The sequence below is a fragment of the Pantoea sp. X-Soil-TKNS-1280 genome (assembly GCF_059730475.1).
Genome location: NZ_AP035967.1, coordinates 118,001 through 144,219 on the forward strand (window position 1 = coordinate 118,001; position 26,219 = coordinate 144,219).

The following is a 26,219-nucleotide window of genomic DNA, read 5'->3' on the forward strand; positions in this document are numbered from 1 at the left end:
TCAGGGAAGAGAAAAAATTCTTTAAGAATAATCTGGAAAGAGATATTGCTGCCAGTAGCAAAATTGGCAACAAGAAGATGACCAAAAATGTGGAAAAACAGCCTCGGTAAGCTCCATCAGATTTTAAACGCGAATATTCATTTCCCTCATCTCCAGATTATTCCGTTTTCATCAACAGCGGTGAGAGCAATCGGATAGCCGATCTTTTGTTTTCTCTTTGTATTCACCCGATTAATTTCCCCATCAGGGGCATGCATGACTTTATATACTACGGATACGCTCTGCTCTCTCACCGGAGCGCACCCGGCAAATCTTCGTCGCTGGAACCGGGTTGGATTACTCTCTCTGCAGCTTCCTGGTGAAATATGGGACAGCGTCCATATGAAGCAGGTACAGGGCATCCTGGCTGCCACCGCAAACGGTATGACACCCGGTGAGTTAGCGACCAGTATCGGACAGGGGATTCCCCAGGTTACCGGAGGCTGGTCCGCACGCCGGGGAGAAGTGCTGCTTGAACTTCAATACGGATCCATGCGCTCGCTTTCGCGTATCGTCCGCAGACTGGCATGTGATTTTAGTGGTGATGATTTTATTAACCGCCTGATGCGCCCGTTAAGTTGCTGGCTGAGGCAGGATGAAAATAGAACGTCGCCTCAGCGGCATCAGCGCTTCCATGACTCGGTCCGGTTTCATGCCGAAACGACCAGCCGGGCCTCTCAGCGAAAGGATTCCATCCCGCTTTACCTTGAAGCTGTCAGCACAAGAGATCGTAACGAAATCTGGCTGGAAGCCATTCGCCTGACCGCGCAGGGATTCTGCGTCGAGGTCTGTCCCGGTACTAACATGGGGCAACTCCCTGCGGAGCATCATCAACATCATCTTATGTGGTGCGGCGCAGGCATCAGCAGCAGCAGGATGAGCCAGTATCTGGACGAACGGGAATCGGGATACCCGGTGATTCTCTGCGGCCCTGATCAATCTATTCTGAAAGATTCGGTCGCATGCAGGGTGTCACTCTGATTCCCATAGCGCACCTCTGTATGGTCGCGTTGCCCCGGCTCTGTCAGGTTTAATAACACCCCATTCGCCGCTGGAGGAATCGCATGCTCTCATCAATTTCCGCTAACGAACTCAGCCTGCTCGACCGCTACTGGCGCGCGGCCAATTACTTATCCGTCGGCCAGCTTTATCTGATGGGTAATCCACTGCTGCGTGAACCCCTGCGCCCGGAACATATCAAACCCCGCCTGCTCGGGCACTGGGGAACCACACCGGGCCTCAACTTTATTTATGCGCACCTCAATCGCATTATCCGCCAGCGTGACCTGAATCTTATCTATATCTGTGGCCCCGGTCATGGTGGACCCGGTATGGTGGCGAACACCTGGCTGGAGGGCAGCTACAGCGAGATTTATCCGCACATCAGTGAAGACGCCGAAGGAATGCAGCGGCTGTTCAAACAGTTCTCATTTCCGGGCGGGATCCCGAGCCATGCGGCGCCAGAAACCCCGGGTTCGATTAATGAAGGGGGTGAACTGGGTTATTCACTTTCCCATGCTTTCGGTGCAGCCTTCGATCACCCGGATTTAATCGTGCCCTGCGTGATTGGCGACGGTGAAGCCGAAACCGGGCCTCTGGCCGCCAGCTGGCACGGCAACAAATTCCTCAATCCGCAACGTGATGGCGCGGTACTGCCGATTCTGCATCTCAATGGCTACAGGATCGCCAGCCCAACCTTGCTGGGACGCAGCAGCGATGACGATCTCCGGCAGTTGTTTAGCGGCTATGGCTACGAACCGCTGTTTGTCAGTGGTCATGAGCCGGACAATATGCATGTACAGATGGCAGATACGCTGGATATGGCTTTTGATAAAATCGCTGCTCTCCAGCAGCTTGCACGCACGGGACAGACTGACAACGCTGTACCGCGCTGGCCGATGATTATTCTGCGAAGCCCGAAAGGCTGGACAGGTCCCGCAGCCGTTGACGGTAAAAAAGTCGAGGATTTCTGGCGCGCCCATCAGGTCCCTGTCTCATCCTGCCGGGAAGATGAAGATCACCGGCAGATTCTCGAAGAATGGATGCGCAGCTACCAGCCTGACGATTTGTTTGACGCTACTGGTTGCCTGAAACCGGAGCTGAAAGCACTGGCCCCGGCAGGGGATAAGCGTATGGGAGCTTCCCCGTATGCCAATGGTGGCCTGCTGCGCCGCGAGCTTAACGTCCCTGATATCTATGAATTTGCGGCAGATATTTCCACGCCCGGTGCTTGCCGCGCCCAGGCGACAGAACATCTTGGCCATTATCTCAGTGAGGTATTTCAGCAGAATAAGGATAATTTCCGCCTGTTTGGCCCTGATGAAACCGCGTCGAACCGGTTGTCACCGGTGTTTAACATCACCAGCCGCAGCTGGATGGAAGAAATTAAACTTTATGATGAACAACTGTCGCGCGACGGGCGCGTGATGGAAATCCTCAGTGAACATCAGTGCCAGGGGTGGCTCGAAGGTTATCTGCTCACGGGCCGGCATGGCCTGTTCAATTGTTATGAAGCTTTTATTCACATTATCGATTCAATGTTCAACCAGCATGCCAAATGGCTGAAGGTCACGCGCAAACTGGGATGGCGGAAGCCTATCGCCTCACTGAATTACCTGTTGTCCTCACACGTATGGCATCAGGATCACAACGGCTTCAGTCATCAGGACCCGGGTTTTATCGATCATGTCGCCAATAAAAAGGCCGACATTGTGCGCATCTATCTGCCACCGGATGCCAATACCCTGTTATGGGTTGGCGATCATTGCCTGAAGACCTGGGATCGCATCAACGTGATTGTGGCAGGCAAACAACCTGCGCCGCAGTGGCTCGATTGTGAAAGCGCTATTGCCCACTGTGAAGCGGGTATGGGGGAATGGCGCTGGGCAAGCACCAGTGAGGATCCTGAGGTGGTGATGGCCTGTGCGGGCGATGTCCCGACGATGGAAACCCTGGCAGCGGTGGATTTACTGCGTGGCTATCTGCCAGGCCTGCGTATTCGGGTGGTGAACGTGGTGGACCTGATGGCACTGCAATCCTGTGAGCAGCATCCGCATGGTAAATCTGACGCCGAATTCGATGCCCTGTTCACGGCGGATAAACCGGTGATTTTTGCTTTTCATGGCTACCCAGGCCTGATTCATCGCCTGACCTATCAACGTAACAACCACCGCAACCTCCATGTGCGGGGTTTTAATGAAGAAGGCACGACCACAACCCCCTTCGATATGACGGTCCTGAATAAACTGGATCGTTTCCATCTGGCACAGGAAGCCATTTTACGTGTTGCCGGGCTTGCGGAGCGTCACCCTGAATTACTCGATGACCTCCAGGAACGCATCGCGGAACATCACCGCTATGTCCGGGAATATGGCGAAGATGTTCCGGAAGTCCGTAACTGGCAGTGGTCCGGGAAGAACCCGCAGTAAGGCGGACCCGAAGTCCGCCTGCAGGGTTATGCCGCCACTGTTGCCGCCTTCTGGGTGCGTGACCAGACGCGATGGGACGCCATCGCGGCAAGGAAATCAGTCATCAGGGTTCCCTCAGCTTTGTCACCCTCCGCCAGGCCCTCCTCCGTTTCACTGTCCTTCAGGCTGAACTGGGCTTTAAAGCGGCGCGCGTCACCGCTCAGACCAATCACCTTCAGATGCTTATAGGCTTCCAGCAGGAAATAACGCGCATCCCCGCTCAGCAACAATGCATCGATGTTACCGTCCGGCACCAGCACCGCGTCAAACGTGAGGGAGGGCAGGCCGTTGAACGTCGCATCGACGGGCAACACAGAACCATCATCGGCGCGTACCTGCCCCATATGCGCCGCCAGCAGTTTGGCGTGAACACCTCTGGCTTTCAGCTCCTGCAACACCGCCAGCACATCCGCCGCTTTCACCCCATCGCTGACCAGCAATGCCACCTGCCGCCCCCTGATATCACCACCCGGCACGGCATACAGACTGAGGCTGTCATCCTTCGTCAGCCCGTTCACATCTTTGGCGGTGACGACTTTCCGCTGTTCCTGACTGAATTCAATGCCGAGATTATTTGCCACCCCCTGCGCTAGATCGGGATCGATATGCAACAGATGATCGACCACCCGTTCACGGATATAGGCGCGGGCCACCTTGCTCAGCTCAAATGAAAAGGCACCGACGATATGCTGCTGCTCAACAGGCGTCTGGCTCTGCCAGAACAGTTTTGGCTGAGAATAATATTCACCAAAAGAGTCGCTGCGCTCACGCACCTTCTGCCCTTCAATCCTCTCCTGATAACTGTCGAAGCCGCCCTTTTCCGCAGCCGCAGGGCTTTCCCGGGGCCAGTTATCATTGATTGAGTTAGGTTCGTAGTTGGCCGGATTGGCATCAATCTCCATGCGGTGCATCCCCTGACGCTGAAAATTATGATACGGACAGACCGGACGGTTGATGGGTATTTCATGAAAATTCGGCCCGCCGAGGCGGCTGATTTGGGTATCTGTGTAGGAAAAAAGACGCCCCTGCAACAGCGGGTCGTTGGTGAAATCCAGTCCCGGTACAATGTGGCCGGGGTGAAAAGCAACCTGCTCGGTTTCAGCGAAAAAGTTATCGGGATTACGATTCAGCACCATCCTGCCCACCAACTCTACCGGCACCAGTTCTTCAGGGATCAGTTTGGTGGCATCAAGGATATCGAAGTCGAAGCTGAACTCATCCTCCTCGGGTATCAGCTGAAGCCCCAGTTCATACTCAGGGAAGTCACCCGCTTCAATGGCCTCCCACAAATCGCGACGATGAAAATCCGGGTCACGGCCCGTGAGTTTTTGCGCTTCATCCCACAGCAGCGAGGCCTTACCCGCCACCGGTTTCCAGTGGAAACGGACAAAGGTGGCTTTACCTTGCGCATTAATCAGACGAAAGGTATGAATACCAAAGCCTTCCATGGTGCGATAGCTGCGGGGGATACCGCGATCGGACATCGCCCACATCACGTTGTGCAACGTTTCCGGTTGCAGCGAAACGTAATCCCAGAAGGTGTCGTGTGCGCTCTGACCTTGTGGCATTTCGTTATGCGGTTCCGGTTTTACCGCGTGTACAAAATCCGGAAATTTATGCGCGTCCTGGATGAAAAACACCGGCGTGTTATTCCCCACCAGATCGAAGACGCCCTCTTCGGTGTAGAACTTGGTCGCAAAGCCACGAATATCCCGCACCGTATCGGCCGAACCCGCCCCACCCTGCACCGTCGAGAAACGCACGAACACGGGGGTTATGGTATCCGGATCGCTGAGAAATCCCGCTTTGGTTAACTCTTTCAACGAACGATACGGCTGAAAATAGCCGTGTGCCGCTGAACCACGGGCATGCACGATGCGCTCAGGGATACGCTCATGGTCAAAATGCGTGATTTTTTCACGCATGATGAAATCTTCCAGCAGGGTCGGTCCACGCGTACCGGCACGCAGTGAGTTCTGATCATTGGCGATCCGGGTGCCCTGATTGGTGGTCAGGTCCTGCTGCACGCCATTTTTTCTAAAGGGATCCAGCTGATTGATTTTAGGGGTTCGGGTATCAGGGGCTTTCAGACTGCCCGGTGCGGTGGGTTCTTTACCCGGCGGCGTCGGTCTGGCTGAAGATTGATGTGAGCCATCAGCCGGAGCCAGGCTACCCAGGCCGGGCTTGGCGGTTTCTGGTCCTTTATGAGGTGCCCGATGGGTGAGTTTTTTTCCTTCTGTATCTTTTGACATTGCGAAAGTCTCCAGTGAATTATCACCTTATTAACTGTAGAGCAATCGCGTCAAAAGTTAGCGTTGAAATGCTAAATAACAGGAAAAGACATGAAATTCATCTCAGCGGACTCGCTTATTTCGCATTAAGAATGCACTGAATAACGGTGAAATTTAACGTTAAATCTGCCAGGTCGGACAATAACCCACATGCATGGACTACAATTTCAAAAAGGCAACACATCAATAGCCTGAAAAACATATTAAATTCACAGATAAACATTATTTTTCATTCACTCACTGAAAAGGAAAAGTTATGAAATTATTGACTAAAGTAACCTGTATCGCATTGAGTATTACCGCATTGACAGGATGTATGGACAGAAGTGAAGCTGTCCGGGATGATGGACGCCCTCATGCGCCGAGCGGGCAGGCCACGCCTGGCGGTACTCTGGGGTCCGGTCCTGTTGGACAACCTCAGTCCTGAATAGAAACGCCCGGACAATGACCGGGCATTCTTTACCGGTGCAGAAGCGCTTCATCATAAGGTTATTTATTTTTCTGCCGCAGGTATGACGGAAATATGACCATTGACTTCGAATACGGCATATTTTATCTGGTCTATGCGCTCCAGCCCCTGTGACGACCGGGCCGATTCCAGAATATCCTCCTTACTTATGCCCGCCATCTTCATGCGTTTTTCCAGCAGATTACCATTTTCAACCAGAATAACCGGCCCGCCCTCTGCCATTTGTTCCAGCGAAGGAAATCGCGTTTTAAGTTTGCCGAGTAAAATATCAATCGTCACGAGGGTGATAATAGTCAGCGCAGCACCCGTCACGGAGAAATCATCGCCCAGCAACGCCTGCTGAGTGGCTTCACTGATAATCAGTAACAGAATCAGATCAAAGGATGTCATCTGCAAAAGCGTGCGTCTGCCCGCGATTTTAAATACCACCATCAGAACAAGGTAGATACCTGCCGCTCGCAATACGGTTTCCATATCACTCTCCTTCAGGGGTATATCCACTGAGTAAAGTGGACCGGTTGATGATTATCAGCACTGACACTGATTGCTACCCGCCCCGGTTGCTGTGGCTGAAGTCCCAGCCATACCGTATGGCTCCCTCCTGTATTGTGAGATGAATACGTCAGCCGCATATCACTTCCGTCAGAAAGCGCCTGGACTGGCTGAGGCTGTAATGTCTGTATCTGCAGGGTATTGAGTGCCCCGCTTCCTATCGTGACCGTAAATTGTCCCCCGGGCGGCGTATCAATCCTGATACTCATCTCCATATTGCTCTGTACCCGACCAAAGCGTTCATATTCCACCCTTACCGATCCATCAGGTGACTGCGCCAGGCTATTACTCAAAAAACCTTTGGAAAACAGGCCACATGCCCCCAGAATAACAATGGCAATGAGAATGTATTCCCCGATGCGCTGAATCAAAGACTCTCTGCGTAACCAGATGATGTTTTCTTTTATCGGATAATCCCGGCTGCTGAATTCATCTTTATTCATAGGATACAAACCTCGTGAACGTTAAAGATGTCTTACTTCGGATGATGGCCTTTCATTATCCAGAACGACCAGGTGTGATAAATCAGCGTCAGCGGGATCATGACTGCCGCCCCGATCAGGACCACCTGTTGGGTAACAATGGAAGCCGCGCTTTGATACAAATTAACCTGGCCTGGAATTATCCAGGGATAAACAGCGCAGATGATACCGGTCAACGTCGTGGTAATAAGCGTAAGGGTTATGATTAACAGCCAGAGCGCATTACCGCGCCAGAGCGCGAAGAGCTGTAAAAACCAGAACAGCACCAAAATAATAATGATTAATTTACCGAACGGACGCTGCCAGCACTGCAACCACAGTGACGGGTTGAGCAGCAGCAAAGCGATAGATATCAGTAACGATGTAATCCACCACATCCAGGCATGTGCGCCTGCCAGAGGAAACACCGTATCCCCGAGCCGCCAGCGTATCCAGCAGCTCGCCAGCAACATATAAATCGTCATGGTGCCAAGTCCGCTCATTATAGCAGCAAGATTTATGCCGCCATCCGGCTGCGGGGTGATGATGCCCCCCGCACACCAGCCCTGAGTAAACGCGGCCAGGGCCGAGCCAGCTGCCATCAGGCGATCAAGCCAGCGTCGCAGTTTAAAGGTAGCTTCAGCGCGGTATTCCAGCGCCAGGGCCCGCCCAAACAATGACAGCAACATAATAAATACTGGTGCAACCAGCGAACTCAACACGAGGCTATACACGGCAGGGAATAATGCCAGCATGCCCCCTGCAAACAGTACCAGCCAGGTTTCATTTGCATCCCAGATTGGCAGAATGCTGTGGGACATCAGCTCCCGCTGCTTTTCTTCACCGAACCAGAAGAAAAGCATGCCCACCCCTAAATCGGTGCCGTCCAGTAACACATACATCAGCAGAGAAAAGCACAGCACCAGGGCAGATAACTCAGCAGGTTGCATACTTATACTCCTCAGTTTGGCGTTTTCAGGACCAGTACCACCGTTTCTTCATCCTGAGGTAACGGTGATACCACCTGCCGCAGGAGATAGCGAAGTCCGAGTGAGAAACCCAGACCATAGGTCATCACAACCAGCAGAAAGATGAAGAGGGTAGTGCCGAGCGAAAGTGGAGAGACACTGTCGCTGGTGCGCAGCATGCCGTAGACCGTCCACGGCTGTCGGCCAATTTCTGTCACCATCCATCCTGAGAGTAACGCTACAAACCCCGTCGGTGACATCCACACCAGCCCGCGTAGTAGGTTGCGGGAGTGCCACAGTTTTCCCCGCCAGCGCTGTAACCCGACAACGAAGCTGGTCATGAGCATGACCAGGCTGAGTCCAACCATGATCCGAAAGGCGATAAAAACCGGGGCAACCGGGGGCAACTGGTCACGGTGGAATTCGCTCAGGCTTTTGATGTGGCCGGTCAGATTGTGCCGCAGGTACAGTGAACCTATATCCGGGATACTGACTTCAAAATGGTTACTCTGTAATTGCTGGTCCGGGATGGCAAATAACCGAAGTGGTTCACCTTCACCGTTTCCCGGGGAATGCCAGGCCCCTTCGATAGCAGCGAGTTTGGCGGGTTGATAGCTTAGCGTATTTTCTCCATGCAGATCGCCCGTCACCATCTGCAATGGCAGCGCGACCAGCGAGAGTAGCAGTGCGCCTGAGAGCATAAGACGGGATGCGGACTCCTGAGGTGTCTGGAGTAGCCGCCAGGCTGCTACCCCCATCAGCAAAAAAGCCACGCTGATTAATGAAGCCAGTACCATATGCATGAAACGCCAGGGAAATGAAGGAGCCGCCAGCAGCATCCATCCATTCAGTGGTAAAAAATGCCCGGCATCATTCCTGGAGAACCCGCTCGGTGTCTGCATCCACGAGTTTGCTGCCAGGATCCAGAACGCGCTCAGAAAAGCGCCAAAGGCAACGAGGCAGGTGACAGCAAAATGGAGTTTCGGCGGGATCTTTCCCATGCCAAATAACATTACGCCGGTCAGTGCCGATTCCAGAAAAAAAACCACCAGGACTTCATAGAACAGCAGCGGGCCGATCATGCCTCCCACCTGACGAGCAAAACCAGCCCAATGCGTGCCAAACTGAAATTCCATCACTACGCCTGACACGGCTCCCACCGCGACAGTCAGCGAGAAGATTTTTAACCAGAAGTGCAGCGCTTCACGGGCACCGTTTTGTTTACCCCACAACCAGCGGGCCTCAAACCAGACGAGAAAGGGAGCCAGTCCCAGCGTCAGCGCTGCCAGGGTGATATGCATGCTCATGGTCAGCCCAAACTGAACGCGTGCAATCAAAAGCACCCAGTCGGCGCTACTCATGGGTGTTTTTACCGCTGTAGCGTGTTACCGGCGGCTGCTCATCCTGCCGCATCTGTTCACTGAAGGTTTCGACGGCAGCGAAAAATGGCCTCAGGCTTTGCCACAGTGCTTCATCATTGAGCAGTTTCAGAACACCGCGAACGCCAGGTGCGGCTTCCGACTGTTCCGCTTCATCACTGGCGGGTTTGAGTGCCATTGCCGCCTCGCGTAATGCCAGCAAAATATGGTTAAAACGTTCCGGGGGTATGGTTCCGATCGCCATCAGCAGCAACGAAAGGTTTTGTATCGCGTTTTGTGTACCTGGCCGGTTCAGTCCGGCAACCAGGATCTTCCCGATGTCGCTGTTGGCTTTGACCGCATCGTTGGCCAGACGCAGAAAACCATGCTGATGCAGGTTTTCAATCAGTTCTTCAAGCGCTTCCTGAGCGGTGGCTTCGGTTCGCGTTGGTGGAACCTGATACTCAAGTCGTTCAGCCATTAATATTTCTCCGGGTGATCGGTGTGATACGGGGGCTGGCAATAGCCTTCCTGCTGCCATTTATCCTCGATGGGCAGATGATCAAGTGGCGTGCGGCTGCCGTTGCGGAAATTGTGCTGAGGAATGGGATCAGGCTGCGGGCGGCGCGACAGTCGGGTCATACTGACCGCTATCTCTTTATAGGCGGGTGTATTCACGTCGGGATCATGATGTTCACCGGTGAGGCCGTTAATGCCGGGTTTACCGTGATGGATGGGTATGAACAGCACATTGCCTTTAACGCGTGTTGTCACTACTACCGGCACATCCAGCTCGCCACGCCGGGATCGCAGCTGCACCCAGTCTCCCTGCTTTAACCCTCGCTGTTCCGCCAGTTCGGGGGAAATCTCGACAAACCAGTTCGGTGAAAGGGACATAATGCGTCCGCCCTGCCCGGTCTGATTGGTTGACTGAAAATGCTCCAGCATACGCCCGTTATCCAGTAGCAAATCGTATGCTTCATCCGCCTGCTCCATCGGCGGCTGCCATTCAAGCGGGTGGAGTTTTGCTTTGCCGTCGGGGAAGTGAAATTGTTCGGTATACAGCAGTGGGGTACTCTCTCCCTGTGGCGTGACCGGCCAGATTTGCGATTGCCAGCCCACCAGACGCTCATAACTTACACCTGCAAAAATCTGCGCAATGCTCGCGGCTTCCGCCATGATCGCGCCGGGATTCGGGTAATGCCAGTCATGCCCGAGCTGCGCCGCAAGTTCGGTGAGAATCTGCCAGTCGGGTCGGCAGTCACCCAGCGGATTCATCGCGGGTAAAAAATGCTGGATTCGTCGCTCAGTGTTAACGAAGGTGCCCTCTTTCTCAATGGAAGGACATCCGGGTAATACCACATCGGCGAACTCCGCCGTACGGCTCATGAAAATATCCTGCACCACCATAAAATCCAGGCGGCTGAAGGCTTCATGCACTTTTGTAGCATCCGCGTCTGAAAAAGCGGTTTCTTCACCAATGACATACATCGCACGCAGCTTCCCCTCATGCGCATGCTGCACCATCATAAAGTTATCCGCGCCTGGCTTGTCCGATAAGGCCTGAGGGGGAACACCCCAGGCTTGTGCCCACTTATCACGTATTTTCGGATCGCTGACCTTTTCATAACCCGGGTAAACGTTGCTCAGGCAGCCAAAGTCACTGGCCCCCTGCACGTTATTGTGACCACGCATAGGATAGCCGCCGGTGCCCGGGCGACCATAATTACCGGTGACCAGCAGCAGATTGGAAAGCGCAGTACTGGTATCAGCACCGTGACTATGCTGTGTAATGCCCATCGCCCAGAGCAGACAGACGCTGTCCGCCTGCCCAATCATCTCCCCTGTTTCTGTCAGTTGCTGAAGGGTCAGCCCGGTGATTTCACTGGCGAACTCCAGCGTGAAAGGTGTAAGCGACGTCCGGTATTCATTCACCTGGTTTACGCGTTGTGCAAGAAAGGCCTGATCAGCATAGCCGTGATCAAACATATATTTTGCCATCGCCGATGCCCACACCATGTCGGTGCCAGGGCGAATGCGCAAAAAGCAGTCCGCCCTCTCTGCCATTTCATGACGGCGCGGATCCACGACCATCAGCTTTTGCCCGTGATGCTTGTGGCTTTGTTTAATACGGGTCGCAATGACAGGATGGTTTTCCGCCAGGTTACTCCCGACGGTGATAATCAACTGAGCCTGTTGCAGGTCCCGGATGGTCCCGGCATCACCGCCATACCCCACGGTACGGAACAACCCTTCGGTAGCCGGGTTCTGACAATAACGTGAGGAATTATCGACATTGTTGGTGCCGAAAATTAAGCGGGCTATTTTCTGAGTCAGGTATGCTTCTTCGTTACTTGCCTTACTGGAGCCAATAAAACCGATGGCATCACCACCATAACGCAGTTCAACCTTGCGTAACCCCTCTGCTACGCGTTGCAGCGCCTCCTGCCAGGATGCCGGGCGGAAACGGCCATTTTCACGTATCAGCGGCGTGGTCAGTCGATGGGGGCTATTGACAAAATCCCAGCCAAATTTCCCTTTTACACAGGTAGAGATGCCATTTGCCGGCGCTTCCGCCACGGGTTGTATTTTCAGGATATGACGGTCACGCGTCCAGACTTCAAAACTACAACCCACCCCACAATACGTGCAGACGGTTTTGGTTCTCTTAATCTCTGCCTGGCGCAGGGCATTATCAATCAGGGATATACCGGTGATCGGTTCCATGCCGATGCTGGGTTCGAGCGTTTTAATGAAATTGATCAGGGGACGTTTTAGCCCTTCATCCATCGCGGTAAATGGCCCGGCGTCTGGCTGCATGGTTTTTTCCAGCAATGCATTGCAGGGGCACACCGTGACGCAATGACCACAGCTGACGCAGCTGGACCCGGCAATCTGCGTGCTGCCATCCCACAGCACCCGTGGATGGGCGTCGGTGTAATCAATCGACAGGGTTTCGTTGACCTCGACATTCTGGCAGGCTTCAACGCAGCGGCCGCAGAGAATACATTGATCCGGATCGTAGGTATAAAATGGATTGGAATTGTCTTTATCGTCAGGCTTAGACTCGTAGGGATAATACTGAATCGGGATGTGCATATCCGCGACAGTATTATGTAACGTGCAGTCGCCCGTATTGTGTTCGCATACCGTGCAATAAAGTTCATGCCGGTTTAAAAGGCGGTCCATTCCTTCCTGCTGCGCTACCCGTAATTCTTCACTTTCACTGGTGATGACAAGGCCATCATGAGTGGTCAGCGTGCACCCCCGGACACGTTCACCGTTGGCGTCCACCCAGCATACATCGCAACTTTCAAGTGGTGGTAAAGCCGGATGGTAGCAAACATGAGGAAGTTTTTTCCCGCTGACCTGCAAAAAATCAATTAAGGGTTGATTTGCCTTACCCATTAATCGCTCACCATTGAATAAAATACTGCAATTCGTTTCACTCATTGAATGCCCCATCACAACAGTGTAAAAGGCCAGTAGACCGGCTATATCTTAATTATTTGATATGAACCTTATAATTTTAGCTGTAATGAAGAGTGTTACCAGCTAGGCCGTTTCGGTTATTTTTATTTCGCACATATGTCATTCTCCTAACATGATGAAATAGGAAGTTGAAAATTAGAAAGTAACTAAACGTTACGAAAATGATAACCAGGAATAATCTGTCTTTTGCCGCGTCGCTTATTTCAGGCTGCAGCTTCAGTTTTTATCTATAATTCCTTTACGTATGTGTACAAGGGGAATTATCTCGGTGAAATATGAATGAGGAATTAATCAATGCTGCAACGGCCTTAAGCAAAACACTTTTATCTCAGGGCCTGACAGTCACCACTGCGGAGTCGTGCACCTCCGGCTGGGTGGGTTCATCTCTGGCCGCCGTAGCTGACAGTAGCCGTTTTTACAGCAGCGGATTTATTACCTATTCCGATCGGGCTAAACAGCGTCTGCTGGGCGTGAGCAGCGAAACGTTGCGTCGCTATACCGCCGTAAGTGAGCAGGTCGTCCGTGAGATGTCTGAGGGGGGGAAAACAGCGCGCGGGTGATGACATCGGGATAGCGGTGAGTGGCTATGCCGGGCCAGATGGCGGTGAAGATGGCACCCCGCCAGGCACTGTCTGGTTTGCCTGGCACTTACCCGGCAACCAGGTCCATACCGCCTGCCGACAATTTGCAGGAAGTAGCGAAGCGGTAGTCCATCAGGCAACGCTTTTTTGTCTGGAGGAATTGCGACGGATACTGGGTGATAATGTTGTGGCGGTCACGGCCAAAAGTAGCGACCGCCTGAGGAACTGATCATGGCTTAAGGATCACTTTGGTCCACCCTTCAGAGCGGTCATCGAAATGCCTGTAACCTTCAGGAGCATCGGCCAGCGCCAGCCGGTGGGAAATAATCTGTCCCGGGTGCGCTTTATCCTGAGAAATCAGCCGGGCCAGCTGGCGGTTATAGGCCTTAACATTTGCCTGGCCGGTGCGAATGGCCTGCCCTTTAAACCAGAAGCTGCCGAAATCGAACGGCATTTTCCCCTGCTTAGCGAGTTCAGTTGTCGCGCCGGGATCCTGAGGGACGAACACTCCCACCACGCCAATTCCGCCGGTGGCTTTGGTTGAGGCGACCAGACAGTTCATTGTCACTGAATTATCCTCATGTCCATGCTTATCGCAGCACTGATATCCCACACATTCACAGCCGCAGTCGGTACCGCGGCCCCCGGTCAGATCCAGAATTTTTTGCACAGCCTCTTCTGCGGGTGCATTAATCGCAATGGCTCCCATTTTTTCCGCTAGGGTCAGGCGGTCCTGATGAGTATCAATCACAAAAACCTGCGAAGCCCCTTTGATCATGGCTGAGTGCGCAGCCATTAAGCCAACGGGTCCGGCACCATAAATCGCCACACTGTCACCAGGACGTAACCCAGCAAGCTCGGTAGCATGCCAGCCGGTGGGGAAAATGTCAGACAACATGACATAGTCCTCTTCCTTTTCGGCCGCATCCGGCGGCAGCACCAGACAATTGAAATCGGCAAAAGGCACACGTAATAACTCAGCCTGCCCCCCGTCCCAGGGACCCATTTCTGCGAATCCATAAGCAGCCCCAGCGGAACCGGGGTTAGCCGTGAGACAAAAACCGGTCAGTCCTTTCTCACAGTTTTCACAAAAACCACAGCCTACGTTGAAAGGCATACAGACATAATCACCCACCTTAATCCGTTCTACACCGCTGCCAATTTCAACGACCTGGCCGAGGTTCTCATGCCCGAAAATTTTCCCCTCTTCAAAGCTGGTTCTTCCCTCATACATATGAAGATCGGAACCACAAATATTGGTGGTGGTAATACGGACTAAGACGTCCCCAGGACGCACAATTTTCGCATCCGGCACATTTTTTACCGTTACGTCATATGGCCCATTATAAACAATTGCTTTCATAGTTTATGTTCCTCACAGGATGATTTAATGAAATTCATGTTATAAATTAACAAGCGGAGCGAAGATCGTTACAAAGTAAAAAACACTGCATACACAACCTATTAAAAATTAAGCCTGGCATAATATGGAAAACAAACAAAATAAATGAGGTATTTTACTTGCGCATTATCATTTCTTAGTTAGGCTTTAAATGGAACGACGCGCATGACAACAAAGAGAGTATTTATTGTCATGTAGATTATACTCATGAAGAGGTATTATTATGACTCAGCACAGAGGCGGTTCAGGAAATTTCGCAGAAGACAAAGAAAAAGCGTCTGAAGCGGGTAAAAAAGGCGGACAGCACAGCGGCGCTAATTTCAAAAACGACCGTGAAAAAGCTTCTGAGGCCGGTAAAAAAGGCGGCCAGAACAGTAATCGCGGCTCCTGAATAAAACTACCGCTCCGGTAATGTTCAGATTTCGGCAGGGACGCTGAAAGTCACATAACAACGCTATTATTTTCAATGCGTTGAAATAAAATAAAAACATATGCTTATCTATCATGAAAGACACTTCAATTATGTGTGGCAGATATCTTTCATAAAAAACATCTGCGCCCCTCTCTACTTATTTCTCTGGAGTCGATAATTATGAAAGTGGAAACATTAATAGAGCTATTCATTCATGACCTTTCAGATATCTATAGCGCTGAAAAGCAAATTACCCGCGCTTTACCTAAGATGGCACGAGCGGCAACTGACCCCGGCCTTATTAATGCTTTCCAGCTGCATCTGGAAGAAACGCAGGGACAAATTGAGCGTCTTGATAAAGTTGTCGAAAGCCATGAAGAATTGCGCATAAAGAGAATGAAATGCCATGCGCTCGAAGGTTTAGCCGAAGAAGCACAAGAGATTATTGAAGGTGTTGTCGCAGGTCCGGTAAGAGATGCCGGTCTTATTGGAGCGGCGCAAAAAGTTGAGCATTATGAGATTGCTACGTATGGAACTCTCATCGCGATGGCCAAAAAATTGGGTCTGAACGAAGCAGCTACTTTACTCGCTGAAACGCTTGAAGAAGAAAAAAATACGGATGTCAAATTAACAGAAATAGCCGAACAGCATTAATCTGTTGCTAACCAGGAGTAAATTATGTCTTCTTCACTTTCTCATTATCATGACTGGCTGAAAGATGCGCATGCAATGGAAAAACAGGCCGAAGCCATGCTTGAGCAAATGGCTAAACGTCTGGAAAACTACCCTGAACTGAGGATTCGCATTGAACAGCATCTGGAAGAAACCCGACAGCAGCAGACTTTGCTTGAAACTATTCTTGATCGCCAGGGTATTGCACACTCAAGTATTAAGGATGTAATGGGAAAAATGGCCGCAATGGGACAGGCTTTTGGCGGCATTTTTACCGAGGATGAGGTAGTGAAGGGTGCAATAAGCGGGTATGTTTTTGAAAATGCGGAAATAGCAAGCTATATGAGCCTTATTGAGACGGCAGCTCAGGTGGGTGACGATGAGAGCATTCCTCTTCTGAAGCAAATATGCGAACAGGAACTGACTATGTCGGACTGGCTGGTGAGTTATCTGCCCGCACTCACCCGGCAATATCTGACAAGAAGTGAAGAGCCGGGAGTCGAGGCAAAGCGGTAAGAGCTATTAGTTTACCCTGGCTAACTTACCATTCATTCAGCTTATAGGAGGTGAGCATTATGACCGATCGCCCTGTTGAAGGTGACCACCCGGACTACAATCCGCGTAAAGAATCGCCTGATAAGAAGCGAAAAGATGATGAAAAAAATGCACCGGAGTCAGGCGACAAACAACCTGACTGACAGTTTAACCGCCGAGAGGCGGTTTACTATTTTTTCCCGCCAGGCCCGATTTCCTCCCTCAGGATCATTTCCTTCAGTTTTGCGCACTCTCCGATACGTTGCGGCACATTATCCTGCAGCCCCGGAGGCGATGCGCTTATTGATTCCGTTTTTTTGAAAACAACTGGCTGGCCGTGTCCCGGATGACCTGAGATGCACCGCGGTCGCCTTTAGCCATGGATGACATAAATGCTTTAGCCTGCTTAAAAGTAATATGCGGCGGCAGAGGAGCCACTTCCGGATCCGTTTTGACCTCAAGCAGCACAGGGCGGTCAGCGCTGAGGGCACGCTGCCAGGCGCTGGCCAGTTGCTCTGGATCGTCAACGTAGATGCCTCTCAGTCCCAGCGACTCGGCAAATTCGGCATATTTAACGTCTGGCAGCTGCTGTGTGGCTTCAAAACGGGGATTACCTTCCATTACGCGCTGCTCCCAGGTTACCTGATTTAGATCCTGATTATTAAACACGCATATGATGAGGCGCTTATCCGCCCACTGCTGCCAGTATTTCTGGATGGTGATCAGCTCCGACATGTTATTCATCTGCATCGCCCCGTCCCCCACCAGTGCCACGACCGGACGTTCAGGATGGGCAAATTTTGCCGCTATGGCATAGGGAACAGCAGCCCCCATGCAGGCAAGACCGCCTGACAACGTGGCTCGTTGCCCCTGCTTGACGCGATAGTCGCGCGCAAACCAGTTGGCACAGGAACCGGAATCTGATGTGACAATGGCGTTGTCAGGCAGCTGTGGAGACATCTCCCAGACGACACGCTGAGGATTAACAGGGTTAGCGGCGGCAAACGCACGCTCCTCGATTTGTTTCCACCATTCCTGGACTTGTAGTGCAATGCTCTCCTGCCATTTGCGATCTTCTTTATGAGAGAGGAGAGGTAACAATGCGCGAAGGGTTTCCGCTGCATCACCGTGGAGATTGACCTCGCAGGGATAACGTAATCCAAGCATGGCTGGATCGATATCAATCTGCACGGCACGCGCCTGTCCTTCTTTTGGCAGAAATTCTGTCCAGGGGAAACCGCTGCCAACCATCAGCAGGGTATCGCAGTGCTGCATCATCTCCCAGGAAGGCTTCGTACCCAGCAGACCAATTGAACCTGTGACAAAAGGCGCATCATCCGGCAGGACATCTTTGCCGAGTAAAGCTTTGGCAACGCCAGCGCCCAGTGCATTCGCTGCCTGTACAATCTCAACGGCGGCCCCACGCGCACCTGAGCCAATGAGAATGGCGATCTTTTTTCCTGCATTCAGTACATCTGCCGCACGTTTGAGGTCTGCGTCATACGGGATGACTTTTGGGGACTGGTATCCGCTCCCGGAATGGGTGAAACCATGAAGATGCGGGGGAGACTGCCATTCTTCATCCTGAATATCTTTAGGAATAATCACTACCGCCACGCCATTCTGCGCTTTGGCAATGCGCACGCTCCGATCGATAAGGTGACGTACCTGGGCAGATGAGGCAGCCTCCTGTACGAAGTTCGCCACATCCGAGAAAACACGATCTAAATTCATTTCCTGCTGATAGCTGGCACCTCTGGCTGTAGCCTCTGCCTGACCCGCAATGGCCAGCACGGGAACGTGATCCATTTTTGCATCATACAATCCCGTCAGGAGATGCGTTGCTCCCGGGCCTCCGGTAGAGAGGCAAACACCCAGTTCACCGGTAAATTTGGCGTGTCCGGCAGCCATAAAGGCCGCCATTTCTTCATGGCGTACCTGGATAAACTCGATTCCCTCACTTTTTTCATTAGCACGCTGAATAGCCCCTAGCACGCCATTTATACCGTCGCCAGGATAACCATATATGCGAGTAACACCCCACTCTTTCAGGCGCTGAACAAAGAAGTCGCTGGTTTTCATGCTCATCATGGTTTTTCCTTCTTCAGGTCATGTGAACCTAAAGCATAGACGATGAGGCTGACTGAACTGCCCGCTGATGCACGTCCAGGGAATGAATTATCCTGTGACACTGCCCCGAACCCCGTGCTATTCAGGAACAGAATTCCATTCCTTCAGGGCATGGCCAGTGAAACTGCGGCTGATGCGCACAAAAGCCTCTCGTCGGGTATTTTTATGAAATAGCATTACCCGAATCCGAAATATAATGAAGGTCGCAATCCTGTCTGAGGCGCTGCATTCTCCACACGTCTCTCTTGTTGAATTTTCTGGATGCTCTCAAGGAAAAAATGCTCGTGCCGACCGTGTGAGAAATGTGGGGGGAATCCTGGTCAACAAAGAGCAGGACAGCACAGTCTATGGGGGGGGGCATCATCATGGAGCATACGGGTAAATCAGTCCCGGTCTGACGCTGAAGCTCAGGATGCAGGAGCGGCTGGCTGACAAATGTGCTATTTCCGTATCGATGTGGTGGCCGGCCGCGAGCATGAAAAGGCTGCCCTGGAGTGATTCCGCCGCTGTCTTTCATCAGCCGAAACATTTGCACTTTCAGTGAAGCGGAAATCACGATTTTTCCGAAATAGACGGTACAAAGTCCGACAGGATCACCGGCCGAGTGTCACAAAAAATGGCGGAAATTGTAAATTAAAAACTCTAAATCTGCTCACTGCCTAAACGAAACCGGTACCCGCGCAGCTGCGGGTGGCCAAAGACTGTCTCGCCACGCAGGCCTTGCGTGTGCTGTCCGCTTGCTCCGGGTTTGACAGAACGGAGCCATTTGCAGACGGATGGTGCAAACGGTCTGGCGTCCGGAAACATCGGCAACGTAATAACGCCACTGGGTGAGCTGGCAGACTGCTTCTTCCATAAACCAGGACGGTAATCGTGGCGCGACACAGGCAATTGCGATGCTTAATAAATAACGCAGACGAGTCTATGGTTGAAGAAGCACTCCGTATCTGAACTGCTGAGCAGGCAATGATGCCCTCCAATTTGTATATTCTTCATGCTGCGGGACTGTATATCCCTCCTAATCTGCGCGACAGATGAATTGCAGTCGCGCTGACAATAATAAAGTCGTCCGTTTGGTAAGACTTTTGCGTCATAAACACACCGGATCCTGAACAGATCACTTTTTATCTGTTTTAGCGGACTGTGCGTTCAGGCTGTTCGTTCCTCGCTTTACTGCGGTACGCCTCAGCCTGAACGCACAGCCCGTTGCTTTAAAATAAGGGCAGACCGTTTTAATAATCATATTTTCTCTTATGAACGGGATCAGTCTCAGTCAGGCCGGGAGTCAGAATTTGGGTTAAGGTGAATATGTCTTGTAAAACCGGGACCAAATTTTGTAAATGGCGTGTTTTTTTAATCACCTGAGTTCATTCAGGGATAATCTGTGCTGGATTTAACCGTATCAGGTGGGTATGATTTTCATCATTCGCCGGGCGGCGATCAATTTAATCCCTATCGGAATACTGTGGTGGTTGACGATAGGGATGTGCGAAACCTGTGGCCGGACATGCGCGGCGCGGGGAAGATTTACGTGGATGGGACGTATCCGTAAAACGTCCAGGGTACAGGGTCTTCCGGTTTTACCGGACCCTGAATGCAAGAACCCCCCGACTCTGTCATCAACTTGGCGGAAGAGTCAGAATCGAGGGGTTACGAAGCAGGCTTTGGCCTGTGAAGGATTATAACGCATGCAATTCATAAGACAAGCTCTGCCCGCCATAAGTCCGGGACAGAGTGAATGACCAGATTTTAATCGGGTTATATCTCCCGACCTCCGGAAAAGACGGACGCCATCGCGGCGATCATTCCGTTGCCTGTAAATGCACAAATCCTGAATGGTTTGCGCCTGATGACTACAAGCGTCTGCCAGGGCAGATGGGCTATGCCATGAGCCGCCTCGTTATCAGAGACAAGCGCACCGGTAAAATGACGCTGCGCCAGCGAATGTCCCGTCATCCTTACTTTGTTCAGCTGCGTGACATCGCCGGACGTAAACGGGATTTCCGGCCGGAAAAACAGGCGCTTTATGACGCAATAACCCCCCTGCTCGTTCAGCGTGCCGATCTGGCCACGTCAGTCGTAACGTTCAATGGCAGCAGGCTGGCTGATGAGCTCAGTCCGAAAGATGAAAACGGTGACGTTGTTCCTGAAACGCGCGTTGAGCCGTGCCGGCTCTCCCGCCTGTTTGAGGAATGGGAGCGTTTCGGGCTGATTGAAAGACCGGATCTGGAAACGGATCCGGTGACGGGCTACTGCATGCCGCGACATATTGTGCTGACAGACCAGTTCTGGAAACTGTGCGGCATCGACATGAACAAATTCCTGGCAGAGCGTAACGTCCGCCTTGCTGCTGAGGCTGATGGTATCATTGAGCCTGGTACGTATGATTCCGTTCGTGCTGCCCGCCGGCGCTGGTACGAAAATATGCGCATGGCCACGTTACTGAAGCGCCGGGAAAAAGCGTCTAAAGAGAAGCGCCGTAAACGTCTGGGAAAACTGTCGATTGACGACAGGCGCAATGCGATGGCCAAGCTGCTGCGGGCCCGCCCGGCACGTGAGTGGATGCATCTTCCCCCGGAAGATTTCGACCGGCTGGTATGGAAATGCCTGCGGCAGCTGGATCTGGGTCTGGACTATGAACCTGTACCCCGTGACATACCCGATTTAGTTCACTGACAGCACCATCTCAATATAGACCGCCTTGACTGGCGGTAAAGGTGTTTGTGCCGAGTCCCGAATGCGAATGTCTGAACGCTGAAACCCGGTATTTTTCCTGCCGAAACGACTAAAGTGACTGCTCCGGAGGTCGCTGAATTTTTTTATTCACAGTTACCCGCAATCAATATCTTGATGTTACCTGCAGACAGAACCCTTACTACCCGCAAGATATTCCTGACTAACGTCAGAAAGAAATTATCAAAAAGATAAATAAGGTTTTCATTCAGGCTCCTCACGTTGATAAATAATGCCTTCGCTCGCAACGGTCGCAGACGACCGTGCCGCTCAGAATCAGAAGTAGCCCCCGCCGATGGCGGGTCCCGGGCAGAATATTTAGTTACAACAAACATTAATTCACTGTAAACAGCTTACCCGAGTAAGCCTGATACCTTTTGCCCCTCTCTCCCATTGAAAAGCCGCCCACGCCTCTGGCCTCTGGCCCGGAACTGGTGTGGCTGTCATAACGGATGCTGTAACTATGACTTTTAGTCGCTGTTATTCCGGACCGCTGAACAGTTCTTTTGTCTTCGACCATCTGACAAATTAACCGCTTAAAGGCCGCTGCTTAAACAGCGTCAGGCAGGAAATGGGGTGAATTTCGCAACCATCGGGTCTGTAACCGGCTTTGCCGGGTCACCGGTGCCGGCTGACTTCAGAGCTGTCCTCAACAGTTTCTGGCACCTCCATGCCGCTGACACGGCATTCAGGGACAGGCTGCGCACTGCTCGCCAGCCTGACAGGAACTCTGTTCATTAATGTCATCAACTTATTCTCAATATGGACGATCCCAGGGATACATGTAAGAAACCTGATAAGGAAAAAAGGATTGAAAGCGTTAACTGGTCTTACTCTTGTGGCGGGTCTTGTTCTTGCCGGTTGTTCTTCACAGTCCGCTAATCACAAAACGCTTTACCTGAAAACAGCAATGCAGTCTTCTGTATCCGGCCTGGCAGGGTACAGCGATCCGGTAGCTGACATGCTCAGGGAAAGCCACATCCGCCATGTACGGCTTTACACACTGAAACCTCAGGCGGGTAAAACTTTCCAGGATAACCTCGAGAGAAAACTCACTGCCGCCACAATGTATATCGACCTGGTTGAGGACAAAACTGGTTATAACGCTGAAATCAGCGGCGAGATTAATTATTACGACACTCAGCACTATGTGAATGGTTTACTAACGGGTGACGTCGTCAAATCAGTCACTGTACCGTTGCGGAAGGTTTCTTTATCGGTCGGAAAACCGGTAAGCCTTGAGTTGCCCCGCGGCATTCGATTTAGTGCACAGCTTTCCGGTGATGCATTTTCCGGCACCACTTACTGATTCTGAATCAGGGCTACGGCTCAGTGTCTTTTCTGCGATGGTATCCGGCTGCGCAGGCACAGCCCTTTTTATAACTTCTTATGACCGCTTTATTTCGGTCGTTAAGCAATCTTAGCTTCTTCGTTGCATACGCTGAGTACAGTGCACACCTCACCACAATACCGGTGTTACGGAGCGTTTCTCTTTTGAGGAAGGAGGCAATATCACCGGTTATCTTCTTCATGCAGTGCTGCTGATGGCGGCAGGCACCTGAAAAAAAACGTCCCGGACTGCCCTGTTCTCTCTCAACCCGCAGACCCGGAACTGACTGGCGGACAGACATGATGTAAAACCGGAGCACATCAGTTATGCAGCCGGCATTTCTTACAACGCCGGGCGCGGGTTTTCCGGATGTACCACTTCCATCAGACTCAGGCTGGCCATCCTCCGCAGTCGGATGTTCTGCGTTCATGACAGTTCCGGCGCTTACGTCAGGACTGCTACTGACAGGCAACTCATTCCGTTCCGGGCTAAGGCCTGACTGCGCCGGTGACGCCATCATTTCCTCATAGACTATCCAGTCTTCCTGCATCTGCTGCGGATGTCTGCGGACAGGGATATTTCTTTCTGCCCGTGCCTGATAACCACAATTGCGGGACCGTGCTGCCTGTAACAACGTCTGCTGCACCCATAACCAGAAAGCCCGACCTGTATGCGGTGTTACGCTGTAACCTGCTTTTTTCATTATTTTCCGCGCGACGCCTTCGTGCCATCCCCGAATCAGTGCAAATGCACCGTGAATATCTCCCCTGGACGTCAGGATATTTATTTCATGAAACTTATTCATTCAACAGGCTCCTTTATCTGACTGGAGATAAATCGGCAGTATTCATAAATCTTTTAGTGCAAATATGTTATTATTTATTAATAACAACGTAGCTAAATAACCTGTTAACATCAATTAACACTTATAATAACCACCTGTTTTTTGATATCCTTAATAATATGATAAAAAGATTAATTATATCTGCTACGATCATGATTTCCGCATTTTCATACCATGTATCTGCGACTGTTTCTGCAGGATATTCACCCCGGAGGAACCGCACTTGATCTGGTACTGATTCTCATCAGAGGTACAGGCACGACAATCGATATTGCCGCCTATGATCTCACCAGCCTCCCTGTCGCGCAGTCACTGTCAGACAGGACTGAGCATGGTGTGACAGTCCGGCTTGTGGCTGACGAAAAGAAAAGTTGCGGCCTCTGGTCAGGCGTGAAGGTAAGAATAAATAGTATGTTCAGTATTATGCATAATAAGTTCATTATTGCCGATGATAACAGAATTGAAACAGGTTCTTTCAATTTCACATCATCAGCAGAAAAACGGAATACGGAAAATGCTGTTGTGATCTCCGGTGAGCCAGGAATATATTCACAGTATCAGACGGAATTTAAACGTCTATGGAATGAATCGGTACCGGTCACCTGCAAAAATTATAACTACTGACCTTGATACAGAAAAAAATCAGCATCCACATAAATCATTTTCATTTATTTTTTACTTCATCCAAAACTGGTGTTAATAACGATGCCACAGGAGATTCATAATGGCCGGAAAGCAGATTTACCCGGTGAGATTTACCGGGCGACGCGGCACTACGTATTGTGATGCGTCCTTCAGAACGGAACACAGCGAGCAATGGCAACGCTGGCTGAAATACGCGCGTGATAACAAGACAACCACAATGGTAACCTGCTGCTGCCTGCCAGAAGAAACGGATATGGTTCGGCGGAGGCTGAAGGTGCACCTTTCGCAGAGCACAGACCAGTGCTGGCTCTCATCATACTCGTTTACCGGACACGAACACGCACCGGATTGTCGTTTTTACTCTGTATGGCCAGATGATCAGCAGGCCGCCATTTACACCGCAGACGTGGTGAAGTCTTCGACAGACGGCACACTCGTTATACGTTTACCTACCGGCCTTCAGAAAAAAGTAGCTCCTGAGAGTGGTTCTGAAAAGGAAGTGCTAAAAACCATTCCCGGTAAACGACGGAAGCAAAGCTCAATGCAGCTGACCGGGTTGCTGCACCTGCTGTGGGAACAATCCGGCATTAATGTCTGGCATCCGGCTTTTGACAGGAGGAAGCGTAATTCTGGCTGGGTCAGCTGGCGTCTGAATGAAACGGCCACCCGAATCCGTATAGGGCGACTACCGCTGAAGGATTCGCTGCTGCTGATGTCCATGAATAACACCCGGCAGGCTGATGACAACCGTCAGCGTGTACGGGCAGCAGAGAAATCCTTACGTCGTTTGATAATTATCTCGCAGCTGGCCTCCTGGAGCGACGCAGCAGATGAACGTATTGAGCACACTCTGCCTCTGGGACTCTTTTCCGGGTTCCCGGCACTGGAACTGCCGGAAGATGTGCTATCGCGTCTGAAATACAGCTATGCGCGCGAGCTCGCAAGCTGGCGTCGGGGGGCCCGGGTTATCGTTATCTGCGAAACAGAGCCACCGCAAACTACATTTACACGTATTGAAGGACGTAACGTTCCGCACAGCAGCTGCAGGGTTATCGATGCAGCTCTGATGGTGGTAAGTCACCGTTATATTCCACTGGATTCAGGTTATGAGGGGTTGATCGAGGAACGGTTATGGCAGGATCAGCGTGCTTTTATAAAGCCACTGCGTTATGACGGTGAAGCCGATGTCTTTCCTGACTTTATTCTGACTGATGTATGCGGAAACGATGCTCTCCCAATGGAAGTTTTCGGACTGAGCACACCAGAGTACCTTCAGCGCAGGCAGGAAAAGGTAACGTATTATGATGCAGAATACGGCCCGGGCCACTGGTGGTACTGGGATGCATATGCTGACCTGGATGGTGAATCTGTACCTCCATTTCCTGATTCAAATTCCTGGTGCAAGCCATAGAGGCTAAAAGATAACCATTAAGAAGCAGGAGGATGATTAACCTATTTGAGCTTCAGGTAGGTCATGTTTCAGTTCAGTATGTCCCGGACAATGATGAGGACACTTTCATTTCTGCAAGTGGGGCAGTGATGTGCTGAACCATTATATTATCAGTGAGACAGGAGTGTGGCTTACTCTGTTTTTATCAACATATCCACTGGATAGATCATTTCTTTTAAGTTCATAAGAGATCAATAAGAGGACAATGTAAGATCCTAAAAGATCACTGAGCTTATATCCCTATGATATTCAATAAAAAACAGGCATCCCTGGTATTCACTTTCATGATTAAAGTATTCACTTTCATGGAAAAGGTATCTACTTTCATGAGTCGGGTATTTACTTTCATGGAAAAGGTCTCTACTTTCATGTTATAAAGGTATTCACTT

At 51.3% G+C, this 26,219-nt stretch carries 23 protein-coding genes; 13 read left to right on the plus strand and 10 right to left on the minus strand.

Going from position 1 to position 26,219, the window contains the following annotated elements; all coding sequences use genetic code 11:
* Window positions 1-255: 255 nt before the first annotated feature.
* Both AC6I8X_RS28985 and AC6I8X_RS28990 read left to right on the plus strand, forming a co-directional pair.
* Window positions 256-1,020, plus strand: coding sequence for a hypothetical protein (locus tag AC6I8X_RS28985; protein ID WP_497842066.1), 765 nt, complete (start codon window positions 256-258; stop codon window positions 1,018-1,020).
* Between the two features lie 83 nt (window positions 1,021-1,103).
* A complete protein-coding gene (locus tag AC6I8X_RS28990) occupies window positions 1,104-3,467 on the plus strand; it encodes a phosphoketolase family protein (protein ID WP_497842067.1) in 2,364 nt (787 codons plus the stop codon).
* Window positions 3,468-3,493: 26 nt separating this feature from the next.
* Here the strand turns inward: AC6I8X_RS28990 and katE are convergent, their stop codons facing one another.
* The 7 genes from katE to fdhF all read right to left on the minus strand — a co-directional run bounded on the left by katE (window position 3,494) and on the right by fdhF (window position 13,058).
* A complete protein-coding gene (gene katE / locus AC6I8X_RS28995; protein ID WP_497842068.1) occupies window positions 3,494-5,758 on the minus strand; it encodes a catalase HPII in 2,265 nt (754 codons plus the stop codon).
* Between the two features lie 532 nt (window positions 5,759-6,290).
* The gene (locus AC6I8X_RS29000) at window positions 6,291-6,740 is read right to left on the minus strand and encodes a DUF421 domain-containing protein (RefSeq protein WP_497842069.1); all 450 of its coding nucleotides are present in this window, start codon (window positions 6,738-6,740) and stop codon (window positions 6,291-6,293) included.
* Between the two features lie 11 nt (window positions 6,741-6,751).
* Complete coding sequence (locus tag AC6I8X_RS29005; protein ID WP_497842070.1) at window positions 6,752-7,261, minus strand: hypothetical protein; 510 nt, start codon at window positions 7,259-7,261, stop codon at window positions 6,752-6,754.
* Window positions 7,262-7,293: 32 nt separating this feature from the next.
* Window positions 7,294-8,229 carry a cytochrome d ubiquinol oxidase subunit II gene (locus AC6I8X_RS29010; protein ID WP_497842072.1) on the minus strand — a complete coding sequence of 312 codons (936 nt, stop codon included), beginning with the start codon at window positions 8,227-8,229 and terminating at the stop codon, window positions 7,294-7,296.
* Between the two features lie 11 nt (window positions 8,230-8,240).
* Complete coding sequence (locus AC6I8X_RS29015; protein WP_497842074.1) at window positions 8,241-9,608, minus strand: cytochrome ubiquinol oxidase subunit I; 1,368 nt, start codon at window positions 9,606-9,608, stop codon at window positions 8,241-8,243.
* A complete protein-coding gene (locus AC6I8X_RS29020; protein WP_313690493.1) occupies window positions 9,601-10,086 on the minus strand; it encodes a DUF1641 domain-containing protein in 486 nt (161 codons plus the stop codon). Before AC6I8X_RS29020 ends, AC6I8X_RS29015 begins: the two co-directional genes overlap by 8 nt.
* Window positions 10,086-13,058, minus strand: coding sequence for a formate dehydrogenase subunit alpha (fdhF, locus tag AC6I8X_RS29025; RefSeq protein ID WP_497842075.1), 2,973 nt, complete (start codon window positions 13,056-13,058; stop codon window positions 10,086-10,088). Before fdhF ends, AC6I8X_RS29020 begins: the two co-directional genes overlap by 1 nt.
* A gap of 314 nt (window positions 13,059-13,372) precedes the next feature.
* Between fdhF and AC6I8X_RS29030 the strand changes: the two genes are divergently transcribed.
* Together AC6I8X_RS29030 and AC6I8X_RS29035 are read left to right on the plus strand one after the other, a co-directional pair.
* Window positions 13,373-13,657: a CinA family protein gene (locus AC6I8X_RS29030; RefSeq protein ID WP_497842077.1), complete on the plus strand. Its 285-nt coding sequence runs from the start codon at window positions 13,373-13,375 to the stop codon at window positions 13,655-13,657.
* Window positions 13,620-13,907 (plus strand): CinA family protein, encoded by a 288-nt coding sequence (locus AC6I8X_RS29035; RefSeq protein WP_497842079.1) that lies wholly within the window; start codon window positions 13,620-13,622, stop codon window positions 13,905-13,907. The genes AC6I8X_RS29030 and AC6I8X_RS29035 overlap by 38 nt, the downstream gene beginning before the upstream one ends.
* Here the strand turns inward: AC6I8X_RS29035 and AC6I8X_RS29040 are convergent, their stop codons facing one another.
* Entirely contained in the window at window positions 13,908-15,041 is a 1,134-nt protein-coding gene (locus AC6I8X_RS29040) for a glutathione-independent formaldehyde dehydrogenase (protein WP_497842080.1), read from the minus strand. It abuts the gene before it with no gap.
* Window positions 15,042-15,303: 262 nt separating this feature from the next.
* Between AC6I8X_RS29040 and AC6I8X_RS29045 the strand changes: the two genes are divergently transcribed.
* From AC6I8X_RS29045 to AC6I8X_RS29060, 4 genes are all read left to right on the plus strand, one after another.
* Entirely contained in the window at window positions 15,304-15,471 is a 168-nt protein-coding gene (locus AC6I8X_RS29045) for a con-10 family general stress protein (RefSeq protein WP_497842081.1), read from the plus strand.
* A gap of 201 nt (window positions 15,472-15,672) precedes the next feature.
* Window positions 15,673-16,146: a YciE/YciF ferroxidase family protein gene (locus tag AC6I8X_RS29050; protein WP_313690479.1), complete on the plus strand. Its 474-nt coding sequence runs from the start codon at window positions 15,673-15,675 to the stop codon at window positions 16,144-16,146.
* A 24-nt stretch (window positions 16,147-16,170) separates the two neighbouring features.
* Window positions 16,171-16,680, plus strand: coding sequence for a ferritin-like domain-containing protein (locus AC6I8X_RS29055; RefSeq protein ID WP_313690477.1), 510 nt, complete (start codon window positions 16,171-16,173; stop codon window positions 16,678-16,680).
* A gap of 59 nt (window positions 16,681-16,739) precedes the next feature.
* Window positions 16,740-16,862 carry a hypothetical protein gene (locus tag AC6I8X_RS29060; RefSeq protein WP_313690474.1) on the plus strand — a complete coding sequence of 41 codons (123 nt, stop codon included), beginning with the start codon at window positions 16,740-16,742 and terminating at the stop codon, window positions 16,860-16,862.
* A gap of 136 nt (window positions 16,863-16,998) precedes the next feature.
* On the opposite strand, the gene AC6I8X_RS29065 is transcribed toward AC6I8X_RS29060, so the two are convergent.
* Window positions 16,999-18,786 (minus strand): thiamine pyrophosphate-requiring protein, encoded by a 1,788-nt coding sequence (locus AC6I8X_RS29065; protein WP_497842151.1) that lies wholly within the window; start codon window positions 18,784-18,786, stop codon window positions 16,999-17,001.
* Between the two features lie 1,426 nt (window positions 18,787-20,212).
* On the opposite strand from AC6I8X_RS29065, the gene AC6I8X_RS29070 reads away from it, so the two are divergent.
* From AC6I8X_RS29070 to AC6I8X_RS29080, 3 genes are all read left to right on the plus strand, one after another.
* The gene (locus tag AC6I8X_RS29070) at window positions 20,213-20,380 is read left to right on the plus strand and encodes a hypothetical protein (protein ID WP_299449684.1); all 168 of its coding nucleotides are present in this window, start codon (window positions 20,213-20,215) and stop codon (window positions 20,378-20,380) included.
* Between the two features lie 182 nt (window positions 20,381-20,562).
* Window positions 20,563-21,504 (plus strand): plasmid replication initiator RepA, encoded by a 942-nt coding sequence (gene repA / locus AC6I8X_RS29075; RefSeq protein ID WP_299449683.1) that lies wholly within the window; start codon window positions 20,563-20,565, stop codon window positions 21,502-21,504.
* Window positions 21,505-22,372: 868 nt separating this feature from the next.
* Entirely contained in the window at window positions 22,373-22,870 is a 498-nt protein-coding gene (locus AC6I8X_RS29080) for a hypothetical protein (RefSeq protein ID WP_497842082.1), read from the plus strand.
* 13 nt (window positions 22,871-22,883) lie between these two features.
* Here AC6I8X_RS29080 and AC6I8X_RS29085 read toward each other — a convergent pair whose 3' ends face one another.
* The gene (locus tag AC6I8X_RS29085) at window positions 22,884-23,696 is read right to left on the minus strand and encodes a hypothetical protein (protein WP_497842083.1); all 813 of its coding nucleotides are present in this window, start codon (window positions 23,694-23,696) and stop codon (window positions 22,884-22,886) included.
* Between the two features lie 213 nt (window positions 23,697-23,909).
* Between AC6I8X_RS29085 and AC6I8X_RS29090 the strand changes: the two genes are divergently transcribed.
* Together AC6I8X_RS29090 and AC6I8X_RS29095 are read left to right on the plus strand one after the other, a co-directional pair.
* Window positions 23,910-24,359, plus strand: coding sequence for a phospholipase D-like domain-containing protein (locus AC6I8X_RS29090; RefSeq protein ID WP_497842084.1), 450 nt, complete (start codon window positions 23,910-23,912; stop codon window positions 24,357-24,359).
* A 100-nt stretch (window positions 24,360-24,459) separates the two neighbouring features.
* The gene (locus tag AC6I8X_RS29095) at window positions 24,460-25,791 is read left to right on the plus strand and encodes a DUF1173 family protein (RefSeq protein WP_497842085.1); all 1,332 of its coding nucleotides are present in this window, start codon (window positions 24,460-24,462) and stop codon (window positions 25,789-25,791) included.
* Window positions 25,792-26,219: the final 428 nt, after the last annotated feature.

Coding starts and splice junctions, on each gene's coding strand:
- AC6I8X_RS29040 (WP_497842080.1), bottom strand. CDS start 15,041: ATGAAAGCAATTGTTTATAATGGGCCATATGACGTAACGGTAAAAAAT.
- AC6I8X_RS29085 (WP_497842083.1), bottom strand. CDS start 23,696: ATGAATAAGTTTCATGAAATAAATATCCTGACGTCCAGGGGAGATATT.
- katE (WP_497842068.1), bottom strand. CDS start 5,758: ATGTCAAAAGATACAGAAGGAAAAAAACTCACCCATCGGGCACCTCAT.
- AC6I8X_RS28990 (WP_497842067.1), top strand. CDS start 1,104: ATGCTCTCATCAATTTCCGCTAACGAACTCAGCCTGCTCGACCGCTAC.
- AC6I8X_RS29030 (WP_497842077.1), top strand. CDS start 13,373: ATGAATGAGGAATTAATCAATGCTGCAACGGCCTTAAGCAAAACACTT.
- AC6I8X_RS29045 (WP_497842081.1), top strand. CDS start 15,304: ATGACTCAGCACAGAGGCGGTTCAGGAAATTTCGCAGAAGACAAAGAA.
- AC6I8X_RS29010 (WP_497842072.1), bottom strand. CDS start 8,229: ATGCAACCTGCTGAGTTATCTGCCCTGGTGCTGTGCTTTTCTCTGCTG.
- AC6I8X_RS29060 (WP_313690474.1), top strand. CDS start 16,740: ATGACCGATCGCCCTGTTGAAGGTGACCACCCGGACTACAATCCGCGT.
- AC6I8X_RS29090 (WP_497842084.1), top strand. CDS start 23,910: ATGTATCTGCGACTGTTTCTGCAGGATATTCACCCCGGAGGAACCGCA.
- fdhF (WP_497842075.1), bottom strand. CDS start 13,058: ATGAGTGAAACGAATTGCAGTATTTTATTCAATGGTGAGCGATTAATG.
- AC6I8X_RS29055 (WP_313690477.1), top strand. CDS start 16,171: ATGTCTTCTTCACTTTCTCATTATCATGACTGGCTGAAAGATGCGCAT.
- AC6I8X_RS28985 (WP_497842066.1), top strand. CDS start 256: ATGACTTTATATACTACGGATACGCTCTGCTCTCTCACCGGAGCGCAC.
- AC6I8X_RS29015 (WP_497842074.1), bottom strand. CDS start 9,608: ATGAGTAGCGCCGACTGGGTGCTTTTGATTGCACGCGTTCAGTTTGGG.
- AC6I8X_RS29065 (WP_497842151.1), bottom strand. CDS start 18,786: ATGAGCATGAAAACCAGCGACTTCTTTGTTCAGCGCCTGAAAGAGTGG.
- AC6I8X_RS29095 (WP_497842085.1), top strand. CDS start 24,460: ATGGCCGGAAAGCAGATTTACCCGGTGAGATTTACCGGGCGACGCGGC.
- AC6I8X_RS29020 (WP_313690493.1), bottom strand. CDS start 10,086: ATGGCTGAACGACTTGAGTATCAGGTTCCACCAACGCGAACCGAAGCC.
- AC6I8X_RS29050 (WP_313690479.1), top strand. CDS start 15,673: ATGAAAGTGGAAACATTAATAGAGCTATTCATTCATGACCTTTCAGAT.
- AC6I8X_RS29005 (WP_497842070.1), bottom strand. CDS start 7,261: ATGAATAAAGATGAATTCAGCAGCCGGGATTATCCGATAAAAGAAAAC.
- AC6I8X_RS29000 (WP_497842069.1), bottom strand. CDS start 6,740: ATGGAAACCGTATTGCGAGCGGCAGGTATCTACCTTGTTCTGATGGTG.